Annotated in this window: 20 protein-coding genes; 5 read left to right on the forward strand and 15 right to left on the reverse strand. The window is 67.0% G+C overall.

The annotated features are described in order from the left end of the window. Window positions 1-88: 88 nt before the first annotated feature. The 4 genes from ABIE51_RS15365 to grxD form a co-directional block, all read right to left on the reverse strand. Window positions 89-3,502 carry a TonB-dependent receptor gene (locus ABIE51_RS15365; RefSeq protein WP_192631360.1) on the reverse strand — a complete coding sequence of 1,138 codons (3,414 nt, stop codon included), beginning with the start codon at window positions 3,500-3,502 and terminating at the stop codon, window positions 89-91. Window positions 3,503-3,796: 294 nt separating this feature from the next. Continuing rightward, entirely contained in the window at window positions 3,797-4,393 is a 597-nt protein-coding gene (locus ABIE51_RS15370; protein WP_192631361.1) for a YhgN family NAAT transporter, read from the reverse strand. Between the two features lie 10 nt (window positions 4,394-4,403). Beyond that, window positions 4,404-5,147, reverse strand: coding sequence for an SDR family NAD(P)-dependent oxidoreductase (locus ABIE51_RS15375; RefSeq protein ID WP_192631362.1), 744 nt, complete (start codon window positions 5,145-5,147; stop codon window positions 4,404-4,406). Then, window positions 5,144-5,464 carry a Grx4 family monothiol glutaredoxin gene (gene grxD, locus ABIE51_RS15380; protein WP_115842448.1) on the reverse strand — a complete coding sequence of 107 codons (321 nt, stop codon included), beginning with the start codon at window positions 5,462-5,464 and terminating at the stop codon, window positions 5,144-5,146. The genes ABIE51_RS15375 and grxD overlap by 4 nt, the downstream gene beginning before the upstream one ends. A gap of 159 nt (window positions 5,465-5,623) precedes the next feature. Between grxD and ABIE51_RS15385 the strand changes: the two genes are divergently transcribed. Then, entirely contained in the window at window positions 5,624-6,202 is a 579-nt protein-coding gene (locus ABIE51_RS15385) for a superoxide dismutase (RefSeq protein ID WP_115842449.1), read from the forward strand. 80 nt (window positions 6,203-6,282) lie between these two features. Here ABIE51_RS15385 and ABIE51_RS15390 read toward each other — a convergent pair whose 3' ends face one another. After that, window positions 6,283-7,422: a 5-(carboxyamino)imidazole ribonucleotide synthase gene (locus ABIE51_RS15390; protein ID WP_192631363.1), complete on the reverse strand. Its 1,140-nt coding sequence runs from the start codon at window positions 7,420-7,422 to the stop codon at window positions 6,283-6,285. A gap of 8 nt (window positions 7,423-7,430) precedes the next feature. Beyond that, entirely contained in the window at window positions 7,431-7,931 is a 501-nt protein-coding gene (purE, locus tag ABIE51_RS15395) for a 5-(carboxyamino)imidazole ribonucleotide mutase (protein ID WP_115842451.1), read from the reverse strand. A 64-nt stretch (window positions 7,932-7,995) separates the two neighbouring features. Between purE and ABIE51_RS15400 the strand changes: the two genes are divergently transcribed. Further along, entirely contained in the window at window positions 7,996-8,265 is a 270-nt protein-coding gene (locus ABIE51_RS15400; RefSeq protein WP_115842452.1) for a Trm112 family protein, read from the forward strand. After that, window positions 8,262-9,128: a carboxylating nicotinate-nucleotide diphosphorylase gene (nadC, locus tag ABIE51_RS15405; RefSeq protein WP_192631364.1), complete on the forward strand. Its 867-nt coding sequence runs from the start codon at window positions 8,262-8,264 to the stop codon at window positions 9,126-9,128. Before ABIE51_RS15400 ends, nadC begins: the two co-directional genes overlap by 4 nt. Window positions 9,129-9,148: 20 nt before the next feature. On the opposite strand, the gene ABIE51_RS15410 is transcribed toward nadC, so the two are convergent. Beyond that, a complete protein-coding gene (locus tag ABIE51_RS15410) occupies window positions 9,149-9,949 on the reverse strand; it encodes an FHA domain-containing protein (protein WP_192631365.1) in 801 nt (266 codons plus the stop codon). Window positions 9,950-10,057: 108 nt separating this feature from the next. On the opposite strand from ABIE51_RS15410, the gene ABIE51_RS15415 reads away from it, so the two are divergent. Continuing rightward, window positions 10,058-10,378, forward strand: a complete 321-nt coding sequence (locus ABIE51_RS15415) for a DUF3301 domain-containing protein (protein WP_115842455.1) — start codon at window positions 10,058-10,060, stop codon at window positions 10,376-10,378. 145 nt (window positions 10,379-10,523) lie between these two features. On the opposite strand, the gene ABIE51_RS15420 is transcribed toward ABIE51_RS15415, so the two are convergent. The 7 genes from ABIE51_RS15420 to ABIE51_RS15450 all read right to left on the reverse strand — a co-directional run bounded on the left by ABIE51_RS15420 (window position 10,524) and on the right by ABIE51_RS15450 (window position 16,663). Continuing rightward, complete coding sequence (locus ABIE51_RS15420) at window positions 10,524-10,994, reverse strand: ClpXP protease specificity-enhancing factor (protein WP_115842456.1); 471 nt, start codon at window positions 10,992-10,994, stop codon at window positions 10,524-10,526. 148 nt (window positions 10,995-11,142) lie between these two features. Continuing rightward, window positions 11,143-11,778: a glutathione S-transferase N-terminal domain-containing protein gene (locus ABIE51_RS15425; protein WP_115842457.1), complete on the reverse strand. Its 636-nt coding sequence runs from the start codon at window positions 11,776-11,778 to the stop codon at window positions 11,143-11,145. Between the two features lie 149 nt (window positions 11,779-11,927). Next, the gene (locus ABIE51_RS15430; RefSeq protein WP_115842458.1) at window positions 11,928-12,689 is read right to left on the reverse strand and encodes a cytochrome c1; all 762 of its coding nucleotides are present in this window, start codon (window positions 12,687-12,689) and stop codon (window positions 11,928-11,930) included. Window positions 12,690-12,726: 37 nt separating this feature from the next. Next, window positions 12,727-13,986 carry a cytochrome b gene (locus ABIE51_RS15435; protein ID WP_192631366.1) on the reverse strand — a complete coding sequence of 420 codons (1,260 nt, stop codon included), beginning with the start codon at window positions 13,984-13,986 and terminating at the stop codon, window positions 12,727-12,729. Window positions 13,987-13,989: 3 nt separating this feature from the next. After that, entirely contained in the window at window positions 13,990-14,613 is a 624-nt protein-coding gene (gene petA, locus ABIE51_RS15440; protein ID WP_115842460.1) for a ubiquinol-cytochrome c reductase iron-sulfur subunit, read from the reverse strand. Between the two features lie 193 nt (window positions 14,614-14,806). Then, window positions 14,807-15,760: a lytic transglycosylase domain-containing protein gene (locus ABIE51_RS15445; RefSeq protein WP_192631367.1), complete on the reverse strand. Its 954-nt coding sequence runs from the start codon at window positions 15,758-15,760 to the stop codon at window positions 14,807-14,809. A 114-nt stretch (window positions 15,761-15,874) separates the two neighbouring features. After that, window positions 15,875-16,663, reverse strand: coding sequence for a lytic transglycosylase domain-containing protein (locus ABIE51_RS15450; protein WP_502913310.1), 789 nt, complete (start codon window positions 16,661-16,663; stop codon window positions 15,875-15,877). Window positions 16,664-16,923: 260 nt separating this feature from the next. On the opposite strand from ABIE51_RS15450, the gene miaB reads away from it, so the two are divergent. Continuing rightward, window positions 16,924-18,231 (forward strand): tRNA (N6-isopentenyl adenosine(37)-C2)-methylthiotransferase MiaB, encoded by a 1,308-nt coding sequence (gene miaB / locus ABIE51_RS15455; protein WP_502913336.1) that lies wholly within the window; start codon window positions 16,924-16,926, stop codon window positions 18,229-18,231. A gap of 45 nt (window positions 18,232-18,276) precedes the next feature. Here miaB and ABIE51_RS15460 read toward each other — a convergent pair whose 3' ends face one another. Continuing rightward, window positions 18,277-19,329 (reverse strand): DUF5694 domain-containing protein, encoded by a 1,053-nt coding sequence (locus ABIE51_RS15460; protein WP_192631369.1) that lies wholly within the window; start codon window positions 19,327-19,329, stop codon window positions 18,277-18,279. Window positions 19,330-19,387: the final 58 nt, after the last annotated feature.

Here is a 19,387-nt window from a genome sequence, read left to right on the forward strand (position 1 = left end):
TTTTTAGCCCTGCGACTCTAGCCCCCTCCCCCGTAAAAAGAAAACGGCCGGGTTTCCCCGGCCGTTTTCGGTACATCAGGCTGCTGGATCAGAACTCGTAGCGCACGCCGATCGACATCGACCACTGCGAGATGCCGTTGGTCTGGCCGTCCGCGTTGGTCGGGATGCCCTTCGCCGTGGCCTGGCCGAACTCGGTGCCGCTGCGGTACGAGTAGACGTACTTGCCGGTCGCCGGATCGATGCCCACCAGCGTCGCCGCCGCGAGGTTGGCGTTGAAGCCGTAGTCGATCACATGGCCCCAATCCTTGTTCAGCAGGTTGCCGACGTTCTGGATGTCGAACCAGATCTGCGACTTGTGGCCCTTGAAGAAGCCCGGCAGCTCCTGGCTGATGCGCACGTCGAACGTGTTCACCCAGTTGGCGCGGAAGCCGTTCTCCGGAGCAACCTGGCCGCGGTAGGCCTGCAGGTCGGTCTGCGTGCCCATCCAGTTCCAGAACGCCTGCTCCATCGCCGCGTTGGCGGTGAACACGCCGGTGGCGCTGAGCGTACCGAACTGCACGTCGCCGGGGCCCGCCGGCACGTAGAACAGGTCGTTGAAGGTACGACCGTCGCCGTTCGCGTCGCCGCTGAAGATGTAGCTGTACGGACGACCGCTGCGGCCTTCGTAGAACAGGCCGACGCTGGTGCTGTAGTCACCGAAGAACTTGTGGTCCCAGTTCAACGAGCCGGTGATGCGGTCGCGGATCTCGTAACGCGCCGTGCTGCTGCTCGGCTCGTTGGGGTTCAAGCTCAGCTGCGAGCCGAAGCCCGAGCCAGCCGTCGAGCTGGTCAGCGCCGACACTTCCTCGGCGTTGGTGTAGGTGTACGCCAGGCTCCACGACCAGTCGCTGCCTTCCATGAAGGGCTGCGTCAGCGAGACCGTGAACTGCTGGCCCTTGCCCTTGTTGGTGTTCTCCAGCAGGAAGACGTCGCCGAAGTAGCTGTTGTTGCCGAAGCGCGCGGTCGCGTTCTTGTTGACCGAGTTCGGGTTCCAGTACAGCACGCGACCATCCGGCGAGTTTGCCGGGATGAAGCCCGGGCCGATGTTGAGCGTGCGGTAGAACAGGCCGTTCTTGACGTCGGTGAGCAGGATTTCAGCCGAAGCGACGATGCCGTTCCACGGCGTCTCGACATCCATGGCGAGGTTCGCCTTCCACACCGACGGCAGCTCGAAGTCTTCGCTGATCGCGTTGACGTTGCGGATGCCGGTGCCGCCGGCGGGGATCGGCTGGTTGAAGCCGTCGGCGCTGAAGTCCAGGCCGTTGTTGCAGCCGGTGACAGGGTTCCAGCCGTTGACCGGGCCGGTGCCCGAGCAGTTGATGCTGGCGGTCGGCGAGTACGTGCCGGGGTTGCCGTAAGCGGTGTAGTTCATGCCGGTGCTGCTGTAGGCATTGCCCACCCACACCTGCGGCGCGTCACCCTGGAACAGGCCCACGCCACCGCGCAGCTGGGCCGGACGCTCCCAGTTGAAGGTGTAGTTGAAGCCGAAGCGCGGCTGCAGGATGAAGTCGTCGCTGTAGGTGGCCGTGTTGTCGAGGCTGAAGCCGCCGTTCGGGCAGGCGGCGCCGCCCGTGCCATTGGCGACGCGCGCGGACGCGAAGCAGGCGTTGAACGGCGGAGCCGGCGTGGCTTCCGGACGATCGGCGCGGATGCCGTAGGTCAGCGTCAGGTTCGGCGTGGCATACCAGGTGTCCTGGATGAACAGACCGAGCTTCTTGTCCTTGTAACGCGCGGCGATCGCATTCGGATCGGCCGGGTTGGTCTGCAGGTCGTAATCGAAGTAGCGACCGTTCTCAAGGAAGCTGAAGTCCTTGGCAGTGCCGGTACCCGGGACGTAGAAGCTGTAGTTGCCCCACGAATCCTGCAGGAAGTAGTTGTAGATATCGTTCTCGGCGTACTCGCCACCGAACTTGATGTCGTGGTCGCCCAGCGTCCAGGTGCCGGCCGCGAAGTAGTTCCACGTTTCGGTCAGCAGCGTGTTGCCCGGCGAGCTGCGCTCGGTGCCCAGGCGGATCGCGTCGCCGGTGTTGATCGCGGTAGTCGGGCTGCCGTCGTCGAAGTACACCTGCACCGTCGGCGCCGTCGTCGGGCTGACGCGAATCGCGGAGTAGTCGCGATACGACACCTTGAACTCGGTCGAGAAATTGTCCGACCAGTCGCTGAAGAGCTGGCCGACGTAGCTTTCGACGGTCTTGACGTGGTTGTACCAGTTCGAGCTCAGCGCGAGCACCGATGCGGTCGACGCTTCCGGACGCACGCGGTTCTGTTCGAGCTTGCTGTAACGCAGGTTCGCGCGATGGGCATCGTTGATGTTCCAGTCGAGCTTCAGCGCGTACTCTTCAAGCTCGGTGTCGCCGCTGCCGCTCGTGCTGCCCGGCTCGAAGCCCCAGATGTTGCGCGCGATGTCCTGCACGCGGGCCACGTCGTCGGCAGAGAAGTCGGCGCCGACGGCCAGCGGGTTGGTGCCCTGGCTCTTGCCGGCCGGACCGATGTCGGTCTGCTTGAACTTCTCGTAGTTCGCGAAGAAGAACAGCTTGTCCTTCATCAGCGGACCGCCGAAGGTCATGCCGTAGGTCGTTTCCTTCTTGAACTCGTCGAACGGCAGGCCGGTGACGTCCAGCGTGCTGCCGGCGACGCGCGCCGGGTAATCGCCGAACCAGTCGCCGTCGCGGATCGAGCCGTAGATCGTGCCGTGGAACTCGTTGGTACCCGACTTGGTCACCGCGTTGACGTTCGCACCGGCGGCGCCGGAGAACGACACGTCGTAGTTGGCGACGTTGACGTCGATGGCTTCGATCGCATCCATCGACACCGGCTGGCGCTGCGTCGGCATGTTGTTGCCTTCCAGGCCGAAGGTGTCGCTGGCCGAGACGCCGTCGATGGTGATCTTGTTGAAGCGCGGGTTCTGGCCGCCGGCGGAGATCGAGCCCGACGCGCGGTCGGTGACGGCCAGGCGCGGATCCAGGCGCATGTAGTCCTGGATGTTGCCGTTGACCGACGGCAGGCCTTCGATGGTCTGGCGGCTGATGCTCGTGCCCGAACCCATCTTGGTGGCGCTGAAGACGTCCGAACCGCCCAGCGCGACCGCCGTGACGGTATCGAGCGTGGTGAGGTCGCCCGTCAGTGCCGCGTTGACGGTGTTGGTCTTGTTGAGGTCGAGATAGACGTTGTCTTCCGACTTCGTGCCTTCGCCCGGCTTGGTGATGGTCACCGTGTACGGACCGCCGACGCGCAGGCCGCGCGCGACGTAACGACCGCTGGCGTCGGTCGTGGCGCGGCTCACCGTGCCCGATTCGACGTGGGTGATGACGACTTCCGCACCGGCGACGGGCTGGCCGTCCGTGCGCGTCACGGTGCCGCCGACGCCGGCGGAGGTGGCCTGTGCGAACACGGGCGCGGTGGCAAGGGCGGCGAGCAGACCAAGCGTAAGCTTGGACAGACGGACGCGATTCGGATGGGTCATTACGATGGCCTCGAAGCGTGGTTCACAAGAGGGAAGCCAGGCGCGACCCCGGTCGCACCCGTGCAAGAAAAGGTTTTGAGATTCCGCCCCCTGGGGCGCCGGGCCGGAGCCCGCCGGTTAACGTCAGTTTAACAGGCTAGAAGCCTTGTGTGACAGGGCCGTGACGGCCATCACTAACGGACACAAACCGCCAACCGCACATCGGGCGGATCCGGACGCGGGACGTCGGCCCATGAACGAAAACGCCCGACCCGGCAAAACCGGATCGGGCGTCGTCTGGACGGCTGGCACCGCTTACGGGGGCGAGATCTTGAGGTACGTCCCGAGGCCGTCCAGGAACATCTGGACCGAGATGGCCACCAGCAGCATGCCCATCAGGCGCTCGATGGCCGTCAGCGCTCGGCGGCCGAGCAGCTTGTAGAGCAGCGTCGCGGAGAACAGGATCGCCGCCGTCGCGCCCCAGGCGATGAGCAGCGCGAGGCTCCAGTCGTTGAGGCGGGCGGGCTCGTTGCTGCCCATCAGCATCACCGCCGCCATGCCCGACGGGCCGGCGACCAGCGGGATCGCCATGGGCACGATGAAGGGCTCGCCGTCGGGGATCTCGCCCATCAGGCCTTCCGGCGGCGGGAAGATCATGCGGATGCCGATGAGGAACAGCACGATGCCGCCGGCGATCGACACCGACTCCTGGCGCAGGTGCATCAGCTCCAGCGCGTACTTGCCGCCCCAGAGGAACATCATCAGTACGGCCAGCGCGATCAGCAGCTCGCGCGCGAGCACGATGCGCTGGCGCTGCGGCGGCAGGCCGCGCAACAGGCTCAGGAAGACCGGCACGTTGCCGAGCGGGTCGAGGATGAGGAACAGCAGCAGCGCTGCGGACGCGATGGTCATGGGCGTTCGGTCACTGCAACTGGGTCAGGCCGACGGCCGCGGGTGTCGGGATCCAGACCTGTCCGCGATGGGCGGCGCCGGCGGCGGAAAGCAGGGTCACGCACGAGGCGGCATAGGCCGACGGATCGAGCGCGGCGCGATCGTTCTCTTCCACGTAGGCCTTGGCGCGAAGCGCCGTACGCATCGGGCCCGGTCGCAGCCCGGCCACGCGGATGGAGGAGTTCGGCATCTCGGCATGCAGCATGTGCACGAGGCCTTCCAGCCCCTGCTGCGCCAGGCCGTAGCCACCCCAGAACGCCTGTCCGGCACGCGCGGCATCGTCGACGACGAACACCAGCGAAGCGTCGTCGGACTTCGCCAGCAGCGGCAGGCAGGCCTGTGTCAGCCACCACGGCGCGGTGAGGTTCACGTGCAGCGCGCGCGCGAACGCCGCCGGATCGGTCTGCGCCAGCGGCGTGAGGCCGGCGAAGTCGGCCGCGCAATGCAGCACGCCGTCGAGGCGTCCGAGTTCGGCTTCGATGCGCTGCGCGAGTTCGGCGTAGTCGTCGGCGCTGGCGCCTTCCAGGTCGAGCGGATAGAGCAGCGGTTCCGGCCCGACCTGCGCCAGCGCGTCGTACACGCGGTTCAACTTCGGCACCTTGCGGCCGAGCAGCACGACCGTCGCACCGGCCCGCGCGCAGGCCTGCGCCGCGGCGGCGCCAAGTCCGCCGTGGGCGCCGGTCACCAGGACGACGCGTCCTTCGAGCGGACTCACTGGTTGTGCGTCTCGCTGATCATGCGCGCCAGTTCGCCCGACTCGAACAACTCGAGCGTGATGTCGCAGCCGCCGATCAGCTCACCGTGGATGAAAAGCTGCGGGAAGGTCGGCCAGTTCGAATAGCGCGGCAGATTCGCGCGGATCTCCGGATCCTCGAGCACGTTGACCGTGTGCAGCTGCGTCGCACCCGCGGCCTTGAGCGCCTGCACCGCGCGGCTGGAAAAACCGCACATCGGGAACTGCGCGGTGCCCTTCATGAAAAGGACGATCGGATGGCTTTCGACTTCGGCCTGGATCCGCTCCATCACGGACATGGCGACAACTCCTGCAATGGTGCGTTGCCGGCGGTTGACGGCACGGCAACGGAACGTGGGGATAGAATGTCCAATTGTAAGCCTTCCCGAGCCGCGGACGCGCGCAGTTCACCGATCGCCGCCCGGCATTCCCTTAGCCAGCCCCCTCAGGAGCCCGCAATGGCCATCGAACTGCCCCCCCTGCCCTACGACCGCACCGCGCTGGAGCCGCACATCTCGGCCGAGACGCTGGACTACCACCACGGCAAGCACCACAAGACGTACGTGGACAACCTCAACAAGATGATCGAGGGCACCGAGTTCGAGCAGCTGTCGCTGGTGGAGATCATCCGCAAGTCGCAGGGCGGCATGTTCAACAACGCCGCGCAGGTGTGGAACCACACGTTCTACTGGAACTGCCTCTCGCCCAAGGGCGGCGGCGAGCCGACCGGCAAGGTCGCCGAGCTGATCAACAAGGCCTTCGGCGATTTCGCCAAGTTCAAGGACGAGTTCTCGAAGCTGTCGATCGGCACGTTCGGTTCGGGCTGGGGCTGGCTGGTGCAGCGTCCGGACGGCTCGCTCGCCCTGGTGAGCACCTCCAACGCCAACACCCCGATCACCGGCGAAGACACCCCGCTGCTGACCTGCGACGTGTGGGAGCACGCGTACTACATCGACTACCGCAACGCCCGTCCGAAGTACGTCGAGGCGTTCTGGAACCTGGTCAACTGGGACTTCGTGGCGTCGAACCTGAAGTAAGTTCGCGTCCCCATGCAGTGAAAAACGGCCGGGGAAACCCGGCCGTTTTTCGTTGTGGCGTCGTATTCGGCTACGTAGCGTCAGCGCAGCGCCTCGACCACCGGCGCCACCTGCGCCTCGCGTCCGAGCGCGAGGCCGACGCGTTCCAACGACATCGTCAGCGCGTTCGCATCATCGGCTCGCAGCGTCGCGTGGCCAACCTTGCGACCCGCACGCGGCAGCTTGCCGTAGTCGTGCCAGTGGCCGCCCGGCTCGCGCAGCATCGGCAGCGCATCGGGCATTTCGCCGATCCAGTTGAGCATGCACGCAAGGCCAACCATGCGCGTGTCGCCCAGCGGCAGGCCGAGCACGGCGCGCAGGTGGTTCTGGAACTGGCTGGTCTCGCTGCCTTCGATGGTCCAGTGGCCGGAGTTGTGCACGCGCGGCGCGAGTTCGTTCGCGAGCAGTTCGCCATCGCGGCAGAACAGTTCCAGCGCGAACACGCCGACGTAATCCATCGCCTCGGCCAGGCGACGCGCATAGTCGTAGGCGATCTCGCCCAGCGCGGTGTCCACGCGCGCGGGCGCGAGGCTCGCCGACAGCACGCCGTCGACATGCCAGTTCTCGGTGAGCGGCCAGGCGCGGAATTCGCCATCGCGGCCGCGTACGGCGACCACCGACAGCTCGCGCTGGAAGTGCACGAAACCTTCCAGGATCAGTCCGACCTTCGGCGCCTGGGCGCCGAGCGCATCCCACGCGGCATCGGCATCGGCCGGCGACTTGATGCGGAACTGGCCCTTGCCGTCGTAACCGAGGCGGCGCGTCTTGAGGATGCAGGGCGTGCCGATCTCGGCCAGCGCGGCATCGAGCTGCTCGCGCGTGTCGATCGGCGCGAACGGCGGCACCGGAATGCCGAGTTCGCGGAACAACGTCTTCTCGGCCAGACGATCCTGTGCGGTCGCCAGCGCGCCGGGATTCGGGAAGACCGGCACGCGTTCGCTCAGCCACTGCGCCGACTCGGCCGGCACGTTTTCGAAATCGAACGTCGCTACGTCAACGCGCGACGCGAACTCGGACAGCGTGGCCTCATCGCGGTAATCGCCCACGACCATCGGCGCGAACTGGCCCGCGCAGGCGTCGGCGACGTTGTCCATCACCAGGAAACGCAAGCCAAGCGGCGCGCCCGAGAGCGCGAGCATGCGGGCGAGCTGTCCGCCGCCGAGGATGCCCACGGTGGTCATTTGCGCCGTCACTTCCGGGGATCGTCGTTGGCCAGCACGTCGTCGGTCTGGCGGGTGCGGAAGGCGTCGAGCGCGTCGCCGATTGCCGGCTGGTCGTTGGCGAGCAGCGCCGCGGCGAACAGCGCCGCGTTCGCCGCGCCAGCGTTGCCGATCGCGAAGGTCGCCACCGGAATGCCCGCCGGCATCTGCACGATCGACAGCAGCGAATCCATGCCGTTGAGCGCCTTGCTCTGCACCGGAACGCCGAGCACGGGCACCGCGGTCTTCGAGGCCAGCATGCCGGGCAGGTGCGCCGCGCCGCCGGCGCCGGCGATGATCGCGCGCAGACCGCGGGCTTTTGCCGTGGCCGCGTAATCGAAGAGGACGTCGGGCGTGCGATGCGCCGACACCACGCGGACTTCGTGCGGGACGCCCAGCGCCTCCAGCTTCGCCGCGGCGTGCTGCATCGTCTCCCAGTCGGAGCGCGAGCCCATCACGATGCCGACCAGCGGCGTGGGTTCTCCTGGCATGGTCCTAAGGCCCTGTGCAAAGACGTATTCTAACCCCCTGTTCGATTCCCCCGGCACCGACTCCATGGACCGCAAGCTGCTCGACCTGCTCGTCTGCCCCACCTCGCGCCAGCCGCTGCAACTGCTGGACAGCCGGGGCCTCACGGCGCTGAACGCCGCGATCGAGGGGGGCGGGTTGCAGCGCGCCGACGGCAGCGCGCAGATCGAGACGCTGCACGAGGCCCTGGTCACGCGCGATCGCAAGACCGTCTACCGCGTCGACGACGGCATTCCGGTGCTTCTGGCCGAAGAAGCGATCGCGACCTCGCAGATCCCGGCCTTCCCGGGGGCATGAGCACGTTCGCCCCGCCGCCGGCCGAGGTCGTAGCGCACGACGTCGCGCTGGCGCTGGCCGAAGACCTGGGCAGCGGCGACGTCACCTCCGCCCTGCTGCCCGACGTCGCCGACGACGCCTACCTGTTGTGCAAGGAAGACGCCGTGGTCTGCGGGCGGCCGTGGTTCGACGCCTGCCATCGCGCGCTCGACCCACACGTGCGCATCGACTGGCGCGTGGCCGAAGGCGACCGCGTGAAGGCCGGCACGGTACTGGCGACGCTCCACGGCCGCGCGCGTGCGCTGGTAAGCGCCGAACGCGCGTCGCTCAACTTCATGCAGACGCTGTCCGCCACCGCGACCACGACCGCGGCCTACGTCGAGGCAGTACGCGGTACGGCCGCCAGGATCCTCGATACGCGCAAGACGATTCCCGGCCTGCGTCAGGCGCAGAAGTACGCCGTGCGCGTCGGTGGTGGCGTGAACCATCGCATCGGCCTGTTCGACGCGGTGATGCTGAAGGAAAACCACGTGCGTGCAGCCGGTTCGATCACGGCCGCCATCCGTGCCGCGCGCGCGATGCACCCCTCGCTGCCGCTGATCGTGGAAGTCGAATCGATCGAGCAACTGCGCGAAGCGCTGCACGAAGGTTGCGACCGCATCCTCATCGACGATTTCGATGCATCGATGCGCCGCGAGGCGGTTCGCATCGCGCACGAGGTGCCGGCCGATGAACGCATTCCGCTGGAAGTGTCCGGCGGCGTCGACATGCAGACGCTGCGCGGCATCGCCGAGGACGGCGTGGATTGCATCTCGATCGGCGGACTGACCAAACACGTCCGCGCGATCGACCTGTCGCTCAAGCTCGGACCGCCGCCCGCCTGAGGCGGCGGCGGTCGGGTCCCTTACAGCGGCATCAACACGACCGCAGCGGCACCGGCGGCCACCAGCACGAGCGCCAGCGCGACCCACGGCCACGCCGAACGCTTCGGGGTTTCCTTCGTCTTGCGCATCGACGTCGGCACGACCTGCACCGGCTCCTGCACGGACGTCCCGGCGACTCGGAAACGCAGCACGTCGAAGGCGAGCTCGTCGCCGACCTTCGCCTCGCCACGCAGGATGCGCTTGCCGTTGAGGAAGGTGCCGTTGCTGGAGCCCAGGTCCTCGACCTGCACGCCGGTGTCGGTCGGGATCAGCCGCGCATGCGAGCGCGACAGGCCCGGCGTATCGAACCGCAGGTTGCAGTCCGGTCCGCGGCCGATCGTCAGCACGCCGACCAGCGCATCGCTGCGGCTGCCCAGTTCCGCGGACACGCTGCGCAGGAAGAAGCGCGGCAACACCGGACGCACGGCGGTGACGCCGGGGTCGTCGTTGGCCGACATGAGGTCGGGACCCGCGACCGGCTGGCGCGCGACCACCGGCGGCGGACCAAGCGCGGCGAGCTTCGCCTGCACCTGGTCGAAGCCGACGCTGTCGCCGGGGCGCAGGGCGATAAGCCCCTGCACCTGCCGGCCGTTGACGCTGACCGCCGTCCCAGCTGGGACGTCGAGCATCACGCCCTGCGCGGTGACATGCAGCTGGCAGTGCTGCGGCAGCACGCCGGGGCGGTCGATGACGATGGTGGATTGGGGGTCGGAGCCGACCCGGTTGACGCCATGGCCCAGCAGGACCTGCGGGTGTTCTCCACCCGGAAAGACGAGTTTCAAGCGGGATCTGCCCCCTGCAGCGGTTCCCATCATTGTGTGGTGCGCGACGTGTGGGGCGCGTCGCGGTCGGACCTTGCGAGCAGCTCGGCACGTCGCCACAGTAACGGCATGACTCTACTGATCTTGATGATCGTCGCTGCGATGGCGTTCGCATTCTGGAGCGCCAGCCGGGCCGCCGCCGAACGCGCCGAGGCCGTCGGACGCGATGCCTGCCGCGCTGCCGGCGTGCAGTGGCTGGACCAGAGCGTGCACGCGATCGGCCTGCGCTTCTATCGCCAGGACAGCGGATGGCTCGGTTTCGAACGAACGTTCCGCTTCGATTATTCGATCAACGGCGAGGACCGCCACATCGGCAAGCTGGTGCTGCGCGGAGAACGGCTGGTGGCGTTCACCGGACCGGTGACGCGGGAGCCTTCGGCATTGCATTGATCAGCGTGGTCGGCGGCGTCGCGACCGGACCTGGCCTCCTGTCGCCTGAACATTGCCGCTGATGGCGTGACGGCTTCGATCCAGGCCTTCGCCGGGATGACGTATCGGCAAAGGCGCACGCGCATGGCGCGTGCGCGCCGATACGTCACTTCACGATGCGCAGGTGCGCGCCGCGCTTTGGCGTCGGCGTCTGAGGCCCGTCGTCGTCGCCCTCGGGCGCAGGTTCGCTCGGCACCGCGCTGAGCGGGCTGATGGGCGTCTCGTCGGCGAGCTCGACCTCCACCTCGCCTTCGTCCGCAGCGGCGTGGATGTCTTCCGGCAGCGCCATGCCCTGCCCCGTTTCGCGCGCGTAGATCGCCAGCACGGCCTGCACGGGAACGGTTACCGGGTAGCTCACGCCGCCGAAGCGCGCGCTGAAACGGATCGCGTCGTTCGCCATTTCCAGGCGCGATACGGCGCGCTCGGCGATGTTCAGGACGATCTTGCCGTCCTTCACCGCGTGGGTGGGAACCTGCACGCCATGGCGCGTGGCATCGACGAGCAGATGCGGCGTCATGCCGTTGTCGGCGATCCATTCGTACAGCGCCCGCAACAGGTACGGGCGGTGGCTGGTCATCGACGAATTGCTTTCCTGACTCATGCCGGGAGTGTAGCGCCGCGCGGTCGCCGACGGTTATACGCAGTGCCTGCTCCAGGCGGTCATCGGCCGCAGATACGAAGACGGGCCCGAAGGCCCGTCCGTGCGTGCAACCCAGTGGTTACCGTCAGGCCGGCATCTCGCGCAGCTTGCGCTCCTGGTCGGTCAGGCTCCGGGTGAAACCCGGGTTGCGGAAGATGCGGTTGCCGTAGTCCTCGATGGCCTTGCCGTCCTTGGGAAGCGGGACGCCAAGCGCGTCCAGGCGCCAGATGATCGGCGCCATCGCACAGTCGGCGAGGCTCATTTCGGGGTTCAGGAAGAACTTGCTCGCCTTGAACAGCGGGACCGACGCGGTCAGCAGTTCCTTCAGGCGCTTCCGGCCGGCTTCGGCCTGGGCCTTGTTGCCGAGCTGGATCGCCTGCACCTGCGGCACCCAGTCGTGCTCCAGACGCAGCATCGCCAGGCGCAGGCGCGCGCGGGAAAGCGGATCCACCGGCATCAGCGGCGGGTGCGGGTAACGTTCGTCGAGGTATTCGCTGACCACGCTGGCCGCGTACAGGACCAGGTCGCGCTCGACCAGCGTCGGCACCGAGTGGTACGGGTTGAGGTCGACGAGGTCTTCCGGCGGGTTCTGCGGATCGACCGGCACCAGGTCGTAGGTCACGCCTTTCGCGGCCAGCACCAGGCGCACGCGATGGCACAGCACGCAGTCGGTGGAAGAAAACAGCGTCAGGGCATTGCGCATACGTGGACTCGCCGCCATTCGACCTCTCCGGCCACCGGAATCCGCCGGTGGTTAGACGCCGCCCACCCCGTGTGGACAGTCGTCACGGCCTCGATCAGCTACACCCTCACTGCAAACCAAGGAGCCCGCACATTCCTGTACGGGCTCCAAAGGGATACAGCATGCGATCAGTGCTTGTCCACGTCCCGCCAGTACTCGGTCTTGAGCAGGTAGGCCAGCAGGGTGAACATCGCCAGGAACAGGATCACCCAGACGCCGAGGCTCTGGCGCTTGAGGGCGGCCGGCTCGGCGGCGTACTCGAGGAAAGCGGTGATGTCGCGCACCGAACGGTTGAACTCCTCGGCGTTCTGGTGGCCCGGCTGGGTCACCTTCAGGCCGAGGACCGGACGCTCGCCGGTCGCCTTGTCCGCGTCGCCGAACTCCGCGTGCTGCAGACCCTGCAGCTCCCACAGCGGGTTGGGCATCGACGCGTTCGGGAACAGCTGGTTGTTCCAGCCCAGCGGACGCGATTCGTCCAGGTAGAACGACTTGAGGTAGGTGTAGATCCAGTCGCTGCCACGGACGCGGGCGATCAGGCTCAGGTCCGGCGGCATCTTGCCGAACCACTGGTTCGCGTGTTCGGGCGTCATGCTGACGTGGATCTGCTCGCCGAACTTGGCACCGGTGAAGTTGAGGTTGTTCATCACCTCGTCTTCGGTCAGGCCCAGGTCCTCGGCCATGCGCGAGTAGCGCAGGTACTTCAGCGAGTGACAGCCGGAGCAGTAGTTCATGAACAGCTTGGCGCCGTTCTGCAGCGAGGTCCGGTCGTCCAGGTCGGTGCCCGACTGCATCAGGTGGCCGCCCTCGGCCGCCGACACGTTGGTCGACAGCGCGACGAAGGACACCAGCAGGCCGGCGGCAAAGGTGGCGAACTTTTTCACGATGCGCATCTTTTGGACGGGGCGGTGGATGGCGCGAGCGGTCATCTCAGTCATGCATCGTCACCCGTTGCGGTACCGGCTTGGTTTTATCGAGCTTGGTCCAGAGCGGCATGGTGATGAAGAAGGCGAAGTACAGGAACGTCAGCACGCGGCCGATGATCGTCTCCACCGGGTCGGTACCCGGGCCGGCGCCGATCTTGCCCAGCCACAGGAAGCAGATCGCCAGCACGCCCAGCATCACCTTGGTGATCCAGCCGCGGTAGCGGTGCGACTTGACCGGCGACTTGTCCAGCCACGGCACGAAGAACAGCACCGCGATCGCCGAGAACATCACCAGCACGCCGCTGAGCTTGTGCGGGATGACACGCAGCATCGCGTAGTACGGCGTGTAGTACCACACCGGCTTGATGTGCTCCGGCGTCACCAGGCGGTTGGCCTCGGTGAAGTTGTCGTGCTCCAGGAACCAGCCACCGAAGGCCGGCGCGAAGAAGATCACGAACGCGCAGATGATCAGGAAGAAGCCGACGCCGAACAGGTCCTTCACCGTGTAGTACGGGTGGAACGGGATGCCGTCGGCCGGCTTGTTCGGATCCCAGCGGTTGCCCTTCGGACCCTTCTTGATCTCGACGCCGTCGGGATTGTTCGAACCCACTTCGTGCAGCGCGCCCAGGTGCAGCACGACCAGCAGCAGCAGGACGAGCGGCAGCGCGATGACGTGCAGCGCGAAGAAGCGGTTCAGCGTGGCGTCGCCCGGCAGGAAGTCACCCATGATCCATTCGGTCAGGCCGTTGCCGATGACCGGGATCGCGCCGAACAGCGAGATGATCACCTTGGCGCCCCAGAACGACATCTGGCCCCACGGCAGCACGTAGCCCATGAAGGCTTCGGCCATCAGGACCAGGTAGATCAGCATGCCCAGGATCCACACCAGCTCGCGCGGCTTCTGGTAGGAGCCGTACATCAGGCCGCGGAACATGTGCAGGTACACGACGATGAAGAACATCGACGCGCCGGTGGAGTGCATGTAGCGGATCAGCCAGCCCCACTCCACGTCGCGCATGATGTATTCGACTGACGAGAACGCTTCGGCCGCGGACGGCTTGAAGTGCATCGTCAGGAAGATGCCGGTGACGATCTGGTTGACCAGCACCAGCAGCGCGAGCGAACCGAAGTAGTACCAGAGGTTGAAGTTCTTCGGCGCGTAGTACTCGGTCATGTGCTTGCGGTACGCCGGCATCATCGCCGGGGCCCGCTCGTTGACCCAGTCCATCACGCCGCCAGCGGCCTTCGTGAAAATGTTCGCCATGGCTTACGCCGCTCCCTTGCTGCTGGACGAGGGATCGACACCGATGACGATCGTGGTGTCGTTCTCGTAATGATGCGGCGGCACGAGCAGGTTGATCGGCGCCGGGACACCCTGGAACACGCGACCGGCCATGTCGAAGCGCGACTTGTGGCAGGGGCAGAAGTAACCGCCCTTCCACTCCGGATCGAACGGCTCGGGGCGGATCTCGGCCTTCATTTCCGGCGAGCAGCCCAGGTGGGTGCACAGGCCGACGAGGACAGAAATCTCCGGCTTGATCGAACGCAGCTCACCGGTGATGTACGCCGGCTGCTGGTCCTTGTTCTCGGACTTGGGATCGCGCAGGTGCGCGTCCAGCGTCGGCAGCGCGTCGAGGATCGCCTTGGAACGCTTGACGATCCAGATCGGCTGGCCGCGCCATTCCATGATCAGTCGCTGGCCTTCTTCCAGCGCCGAGATGTCGGCGGTCACCGGTGCACCGGCGAGCTTCGCCCGCGTGCTCGGATTCCACGACTTGATGAAGGGCACCGCCACGAAACCGGCACCGACCGCGCCGACCACTGCAGTGGTCGCGGTCAGGAACCGACGGCGGCCCTGGTTGACAGGATCGTTGACCCCTTGGTTGGCCATCCGGCACTCCGCAAAGCTGGAACGAAGTTACGCCGCACTGCCAACGCCACTGGCGACAGCTCGCGGCACAAAAGACGGGGAAGTGTAACGGAACGATGAATGAACCGACAATCCGCTACACGTTGCGCGAGTCGTCCGCTGGACGGACGCGCACGCACCCCACGCCCCGCCGGGCGCGGGATGGGAAAAAACGTCAGCGCATCATGGCGGTGGCGCCCCGATAACGATCGGCCAGCTGGCCCACGCGCTGGACATAACGCTGGGTTTCGCTGTAAGGCGGCACGCCGTTGTACTTGTCGACGGCGCCCTCGCCCGCGTTGTAGCCGGCGGCGGCGAGGGTCAGGTTGTTGTTGAAGCGCTTGAGCAACCACGCCAGGTACTGCACGCCGCCCTGGATGTTCTGGCGGGCGTCGAACGCATTGCTCACGCCGAAGCGCCGCGCGGTGGCGGGCATCAGCTGCATCAGTCCCTGCGCGCCGGCGCGCGAGAGCGCGTTCGGGTTGTAGGCCGATTCGGCATGGATGATCGCGCGCACGATCGACTCGTCGACGCCGTGCTGGCGCGCCGCGGCGGCGATCTCGTCGCGGTAGGCGTCGGTGTTGAGGCGGACCGTGCCGAAGTTCACGCCGGGCCGCATGGAGCAGGCGTAGCAGGTCTCGATGTAGCTGTAGCGGATGGTGCGCACCACCGATGCGCTGGCCACGTTCTGCGGCTTGCGGCTGGTGTAGTGACGCACGCCATCCTTGATGTAGGAGTACACCTGCCCCTGCACGACACGCGGCGCGTTGTACGAGGGCGTGGGCACGGGCGTCGGTGCGATCGGAGCCGACGTGGCGACGGTCGCGATCATCGAAGGCGTCGTCGATGCGGGCGCGGATGCCGACACCGAAGCGGTGACGGAAGAAGCCGGAGAAGTCACCGCGCCGACGGCGGCGGCTGGCGTGGAAACCATCGGCTTCGATGCGGCGGACTTGCGCGCGGGACCATCGGGCGTCTGGCTGACGATCGTGCACTTCGCACCGGCCGGGCGCTTGCTCACGTAGCTGCGCGAGCCATCGGGACCGTCGCAACGGTACAGCGTGCCGGCAACGGACGGCGCCGCGGCCAACAGGCAGACGATCCCCAGCAGCAGTGAGCCCCCCCTCATGGCCGCGAGTGTGTCCTGTCTGCTCCCCCTTCACAAGTCCTTGATTGCGCTGGCCTCGTGAAACGTGACCGCGCCCGCATCCCCGCCCCGCCCGCCGGTCGAACCCCGTGCGGGTCAGCGCCGCATCGCGGTCGCCGACCGGTATCGCTCGGCCAGTACCGCCACCCGCTGCACGTAGCGCTGGGTCTCGTCGAAGGGCGGCACCCCGCGATAGCGGTCGACCGCGCCCTCGCCGGCGTTGTAACCCGCGGCGGCCAGCACCAGGTTTCCGTCGAACCGCTGCAGCAGCCACGCCAGGTACTGCACGCCGCCGCGGATGTTCTGGCGGATATCGAAGACGTTGACCACGCCGAAGCGCCGGGCCGTGGCGGGCATCAGCTGCATCAGCCCCTGGGCGCCGACGCGCGAGATGGCATTCGGGTTGTAGGCCGACTCGGCGTGGATGATGGCCCGCACCACCGCCTCGTCGACGCCGAAATCGCGGGACGCCGACGCGATTTCCGCGCTGAAGGCCCGGGTGTCCAGCCGGATCGTCGCGAAGTCCACGCCCGGCTGGAGCGCACAGGCGTAGCAGGACTCCATATAGGTGTAGGTGACCCGGCTCACCGGCCCGAGCCCGGCGCGTGGGGTCGGGCGCTGGCTGGCGTAGTGGACGACGCCGGCCTCGGTGTAGGTGTAGACCTGCCCCCGGGCGACGCGCATCGGCGGCAGGGCGTCGGCCGCGTCCGCGGCTTCGACCGCCGCCGGCGCATCGTCCGCCGCACCGAATGGGAAGCCGAGCGACTGCGCCGGCGCGGACGGCCGGCTTGGCTGCCCGAGTCCGGACTGCGCCCACGCCGCGGGCGCCGCCACGAGCAGCCCGGCCAACCCCAGCGATGCAAAGCCTGCCTTCAGGGACTTCACGAACGTCAGGGTCGTCGGCGCGGCCCGCGCGCCCTCCGTCTGCCCTCTGATCTCAGAACGCGATTCCGGGCCGGACCCGGACCGCGGCCTGTAGAATGCGCCCCCTCCGGCGCGGAATAACCGCCGCCCCTCCCGGATCGAGCCAGATGAGCCAGACCAACACGACTTCCCTGCCCTTCGAGGCAGCCGCCGAGCGCGGCACCGATGCTGCCGTCGCCACCGCGCCGCGCAAGCTCTACATCCAGACCCACGGTTGCCAGATGAACGAGTACGACTCGGCCAAGATGGCCGACGTGCTCGCCGCCAGCGACGGCCTGGAGCTGACCGACAACGCCGAAGAGGCCGACGTCATCCTGATCAACACCTGCTCGATCCGCGAGAAGGCCCAGGAGAAGGTCTTCAGCCAGCTCGGCCGCTGGAAGTCGCTGAAGAACGGGGGCAAGCCGGTCGTGATCGGCGTCGGCGGCTGCGTGGCGTCGCAGGAAGGCGAGGCGATCGTGAAGCGCGCGCCGTTCGTGGACCTGGTGTTCGGCCCGCAGACGCTCCACCGGCTGCCCGAACTCATCCAGGCCCGTCGCGACACCGGCCTGCCGCAGGTCGACATCTCCTTCCCCGAGATCGAGAAGTTCGACCGCCTGCCTGAACCTCGCGCCGAAGGCCCGTCGGCCTTCGTGTCGATCATGGAAGGCTGCAGCAAGTACTGCTCGTTCTGCGTGGTGCCCTACACCCGCGGCGAGGAAATCAGCCGTCCGTTCGAGGACGTGCTGGTCGAAGTGGCCGACCTCGCCTCGCAGGGTGTGCGGGAGATCAACCTGCTCGGCCAGAATGTCAACGCGTATCGCGGCCCGTACGGAGAAGACGGTGAAGTCGCCGACCTCGGCCTGCTGATCCGCGCGATCGCCGAGATCGAAGGCGTCGGCCGCATCCGCTTCACCACCTCGCATCCGCTGGAGTTCTCCGACTCGCTGATCGAGGCCTACCGTGACGTGCCCAAGCTCGCCAACTACCTGCACCTTCCGGTGCAGGCCGGCAGCGACCGCATCCTGAGCGCGATGAAGCGCGGCTACACCGCCATCGAGTTCAAGCAGAAGATCCGCAAGCTGCGCGCGGTGCGTCCCGACATTTCGGTCAGCTCCGACTTCATCGTGGGTTTCCCCGGCGAGACCGACGCCGATTTCGAAAAGACCATGAAGCTGATCGAGGACGTCGGCTTCGACCAGTCGTTCTCCTTCATCTACTCGCGCCGCCCCGGCACGCCGGCAGCCGACCTGGAAGACAACGTTTCCAGCGAGGAAAAGCATGCGCGCCTGTCGCGCCTGCAGGCGCACATCAACGCGCATGCGCGGTCGATCTCCGACGCGATGGTCGGCACCACGCAGACCGTGCTGGTCGAAGGCCCGTCGAAGAAGAACCCGAACGAGCTCACCGGCAAGACCGAGAACATGCGTTCGGTGAACTTCCCCGGTCACGCGCGTCTGATCGGCCAGTTCGTCGATGTCGTCATCACCGAGGCGATGAGCAACTCGCTGCGTGGCCGCGTTGCGGTGGCGGAAGCGAACGACGCCTGATCCTGGCGCCGTTCGCGGCATCGTCCCGGCGCGCGCCGGGGCGACTTACTTCAGCACCGTCCCGACGTCGACGATCTCGACGCCCTGCAGCTGGCCCAGCCAGGTGTCGAACCAGGGCTTGTGCGCGGAGCCCACGATGGACAGCACGCGCGCGCCCGGCTTTTCGCGAAACGTCTCGCGGATGTTGGCGACCATACGCAGGTTGCGCGTTTCCCAGCCGGCGACCCACACCTGCGGATAACGCTCGGGCGAAGTCGACCGCATCGCCGGCACGATGTTGTTCTTCGCGCGTGCATCCAGCGACGCGGGCTGGTTGAGCACGCGATACAACGCCAGCATGTCGCCCGACTCGGTCGATACCTTCTCGCGCCTGAGCGCCGCGTCGAGGTCAGCGCGGTCCGAATCCCAGGCCGCCTGCAGTGCCTTGCCGAACGCCTGCACGTCGGCAATGCGTGCGTTGTCGCCGGTGTGGTTGTCCACCGCGTGCAGGCGCGGCAAGCCCAGCTGGGCGGCAAGCCGCGCGCCGATCACGTAACTCTCGTCGTTGCGCGTTTCGAGTTTGCGCAGCATCGCGACGAGCGCCTCGTCCAAGCCATCGCCCGCGCGTCGTTCACCCGCGGGCAACTGCAGCCATTGCACATACGCCGACGCGCGATCGTTCGCGGCAAGAAAGCGCGAGGCCAGATGGCGGCGCTGCGCGGGCGTGGGTTGGGCAGGCCATTGCGCGAGGGTCTTCTCGACTTCGGCGATGGCCGCGGGAACGTCGAGTCCCGTGGCCTGCTTCGCCGCGTCCGTGCTGGCGCAGTAATCGGCGCCATAGATCGCCGCGTTGCGCGCGGCCATGTCGCATTCCTCGCCTGGTAATGCCTCGATCGTGATGATCTCGGGCTTGAACGCGGCGAGCCGGTCGATCACCGGCGCCAGGGACGCGGGCTTGAACGATGTCGGCAGCTCGCTCAGATGCACCGAACCGAGCACCAGCACCTGCGCGCGTGGACCGGCCATGTCGCGATCAAGCGTGGTCAGATCGACCTGCGCGCTCGCCATCGCCGGCGCCAGCAGGATCGCACCTGCCCATCGAATCCATCGTCCGCTCATCCACTCCTCCCATGGTGCGTTCGCAAGAACGGCCATTCTCGCAGCCCGCGTGGCGTCC

Source organism: Lysobacter sp. OAE881 (genome assembly GCF_040546665.1).
Classification (GTDB): Bacteria; Pseudomonadota; Gammaproteobacteria; order Xanthomonadales; family Xanthomonadaceae; genus Lysobacter_J; species Lysobacter_J soli.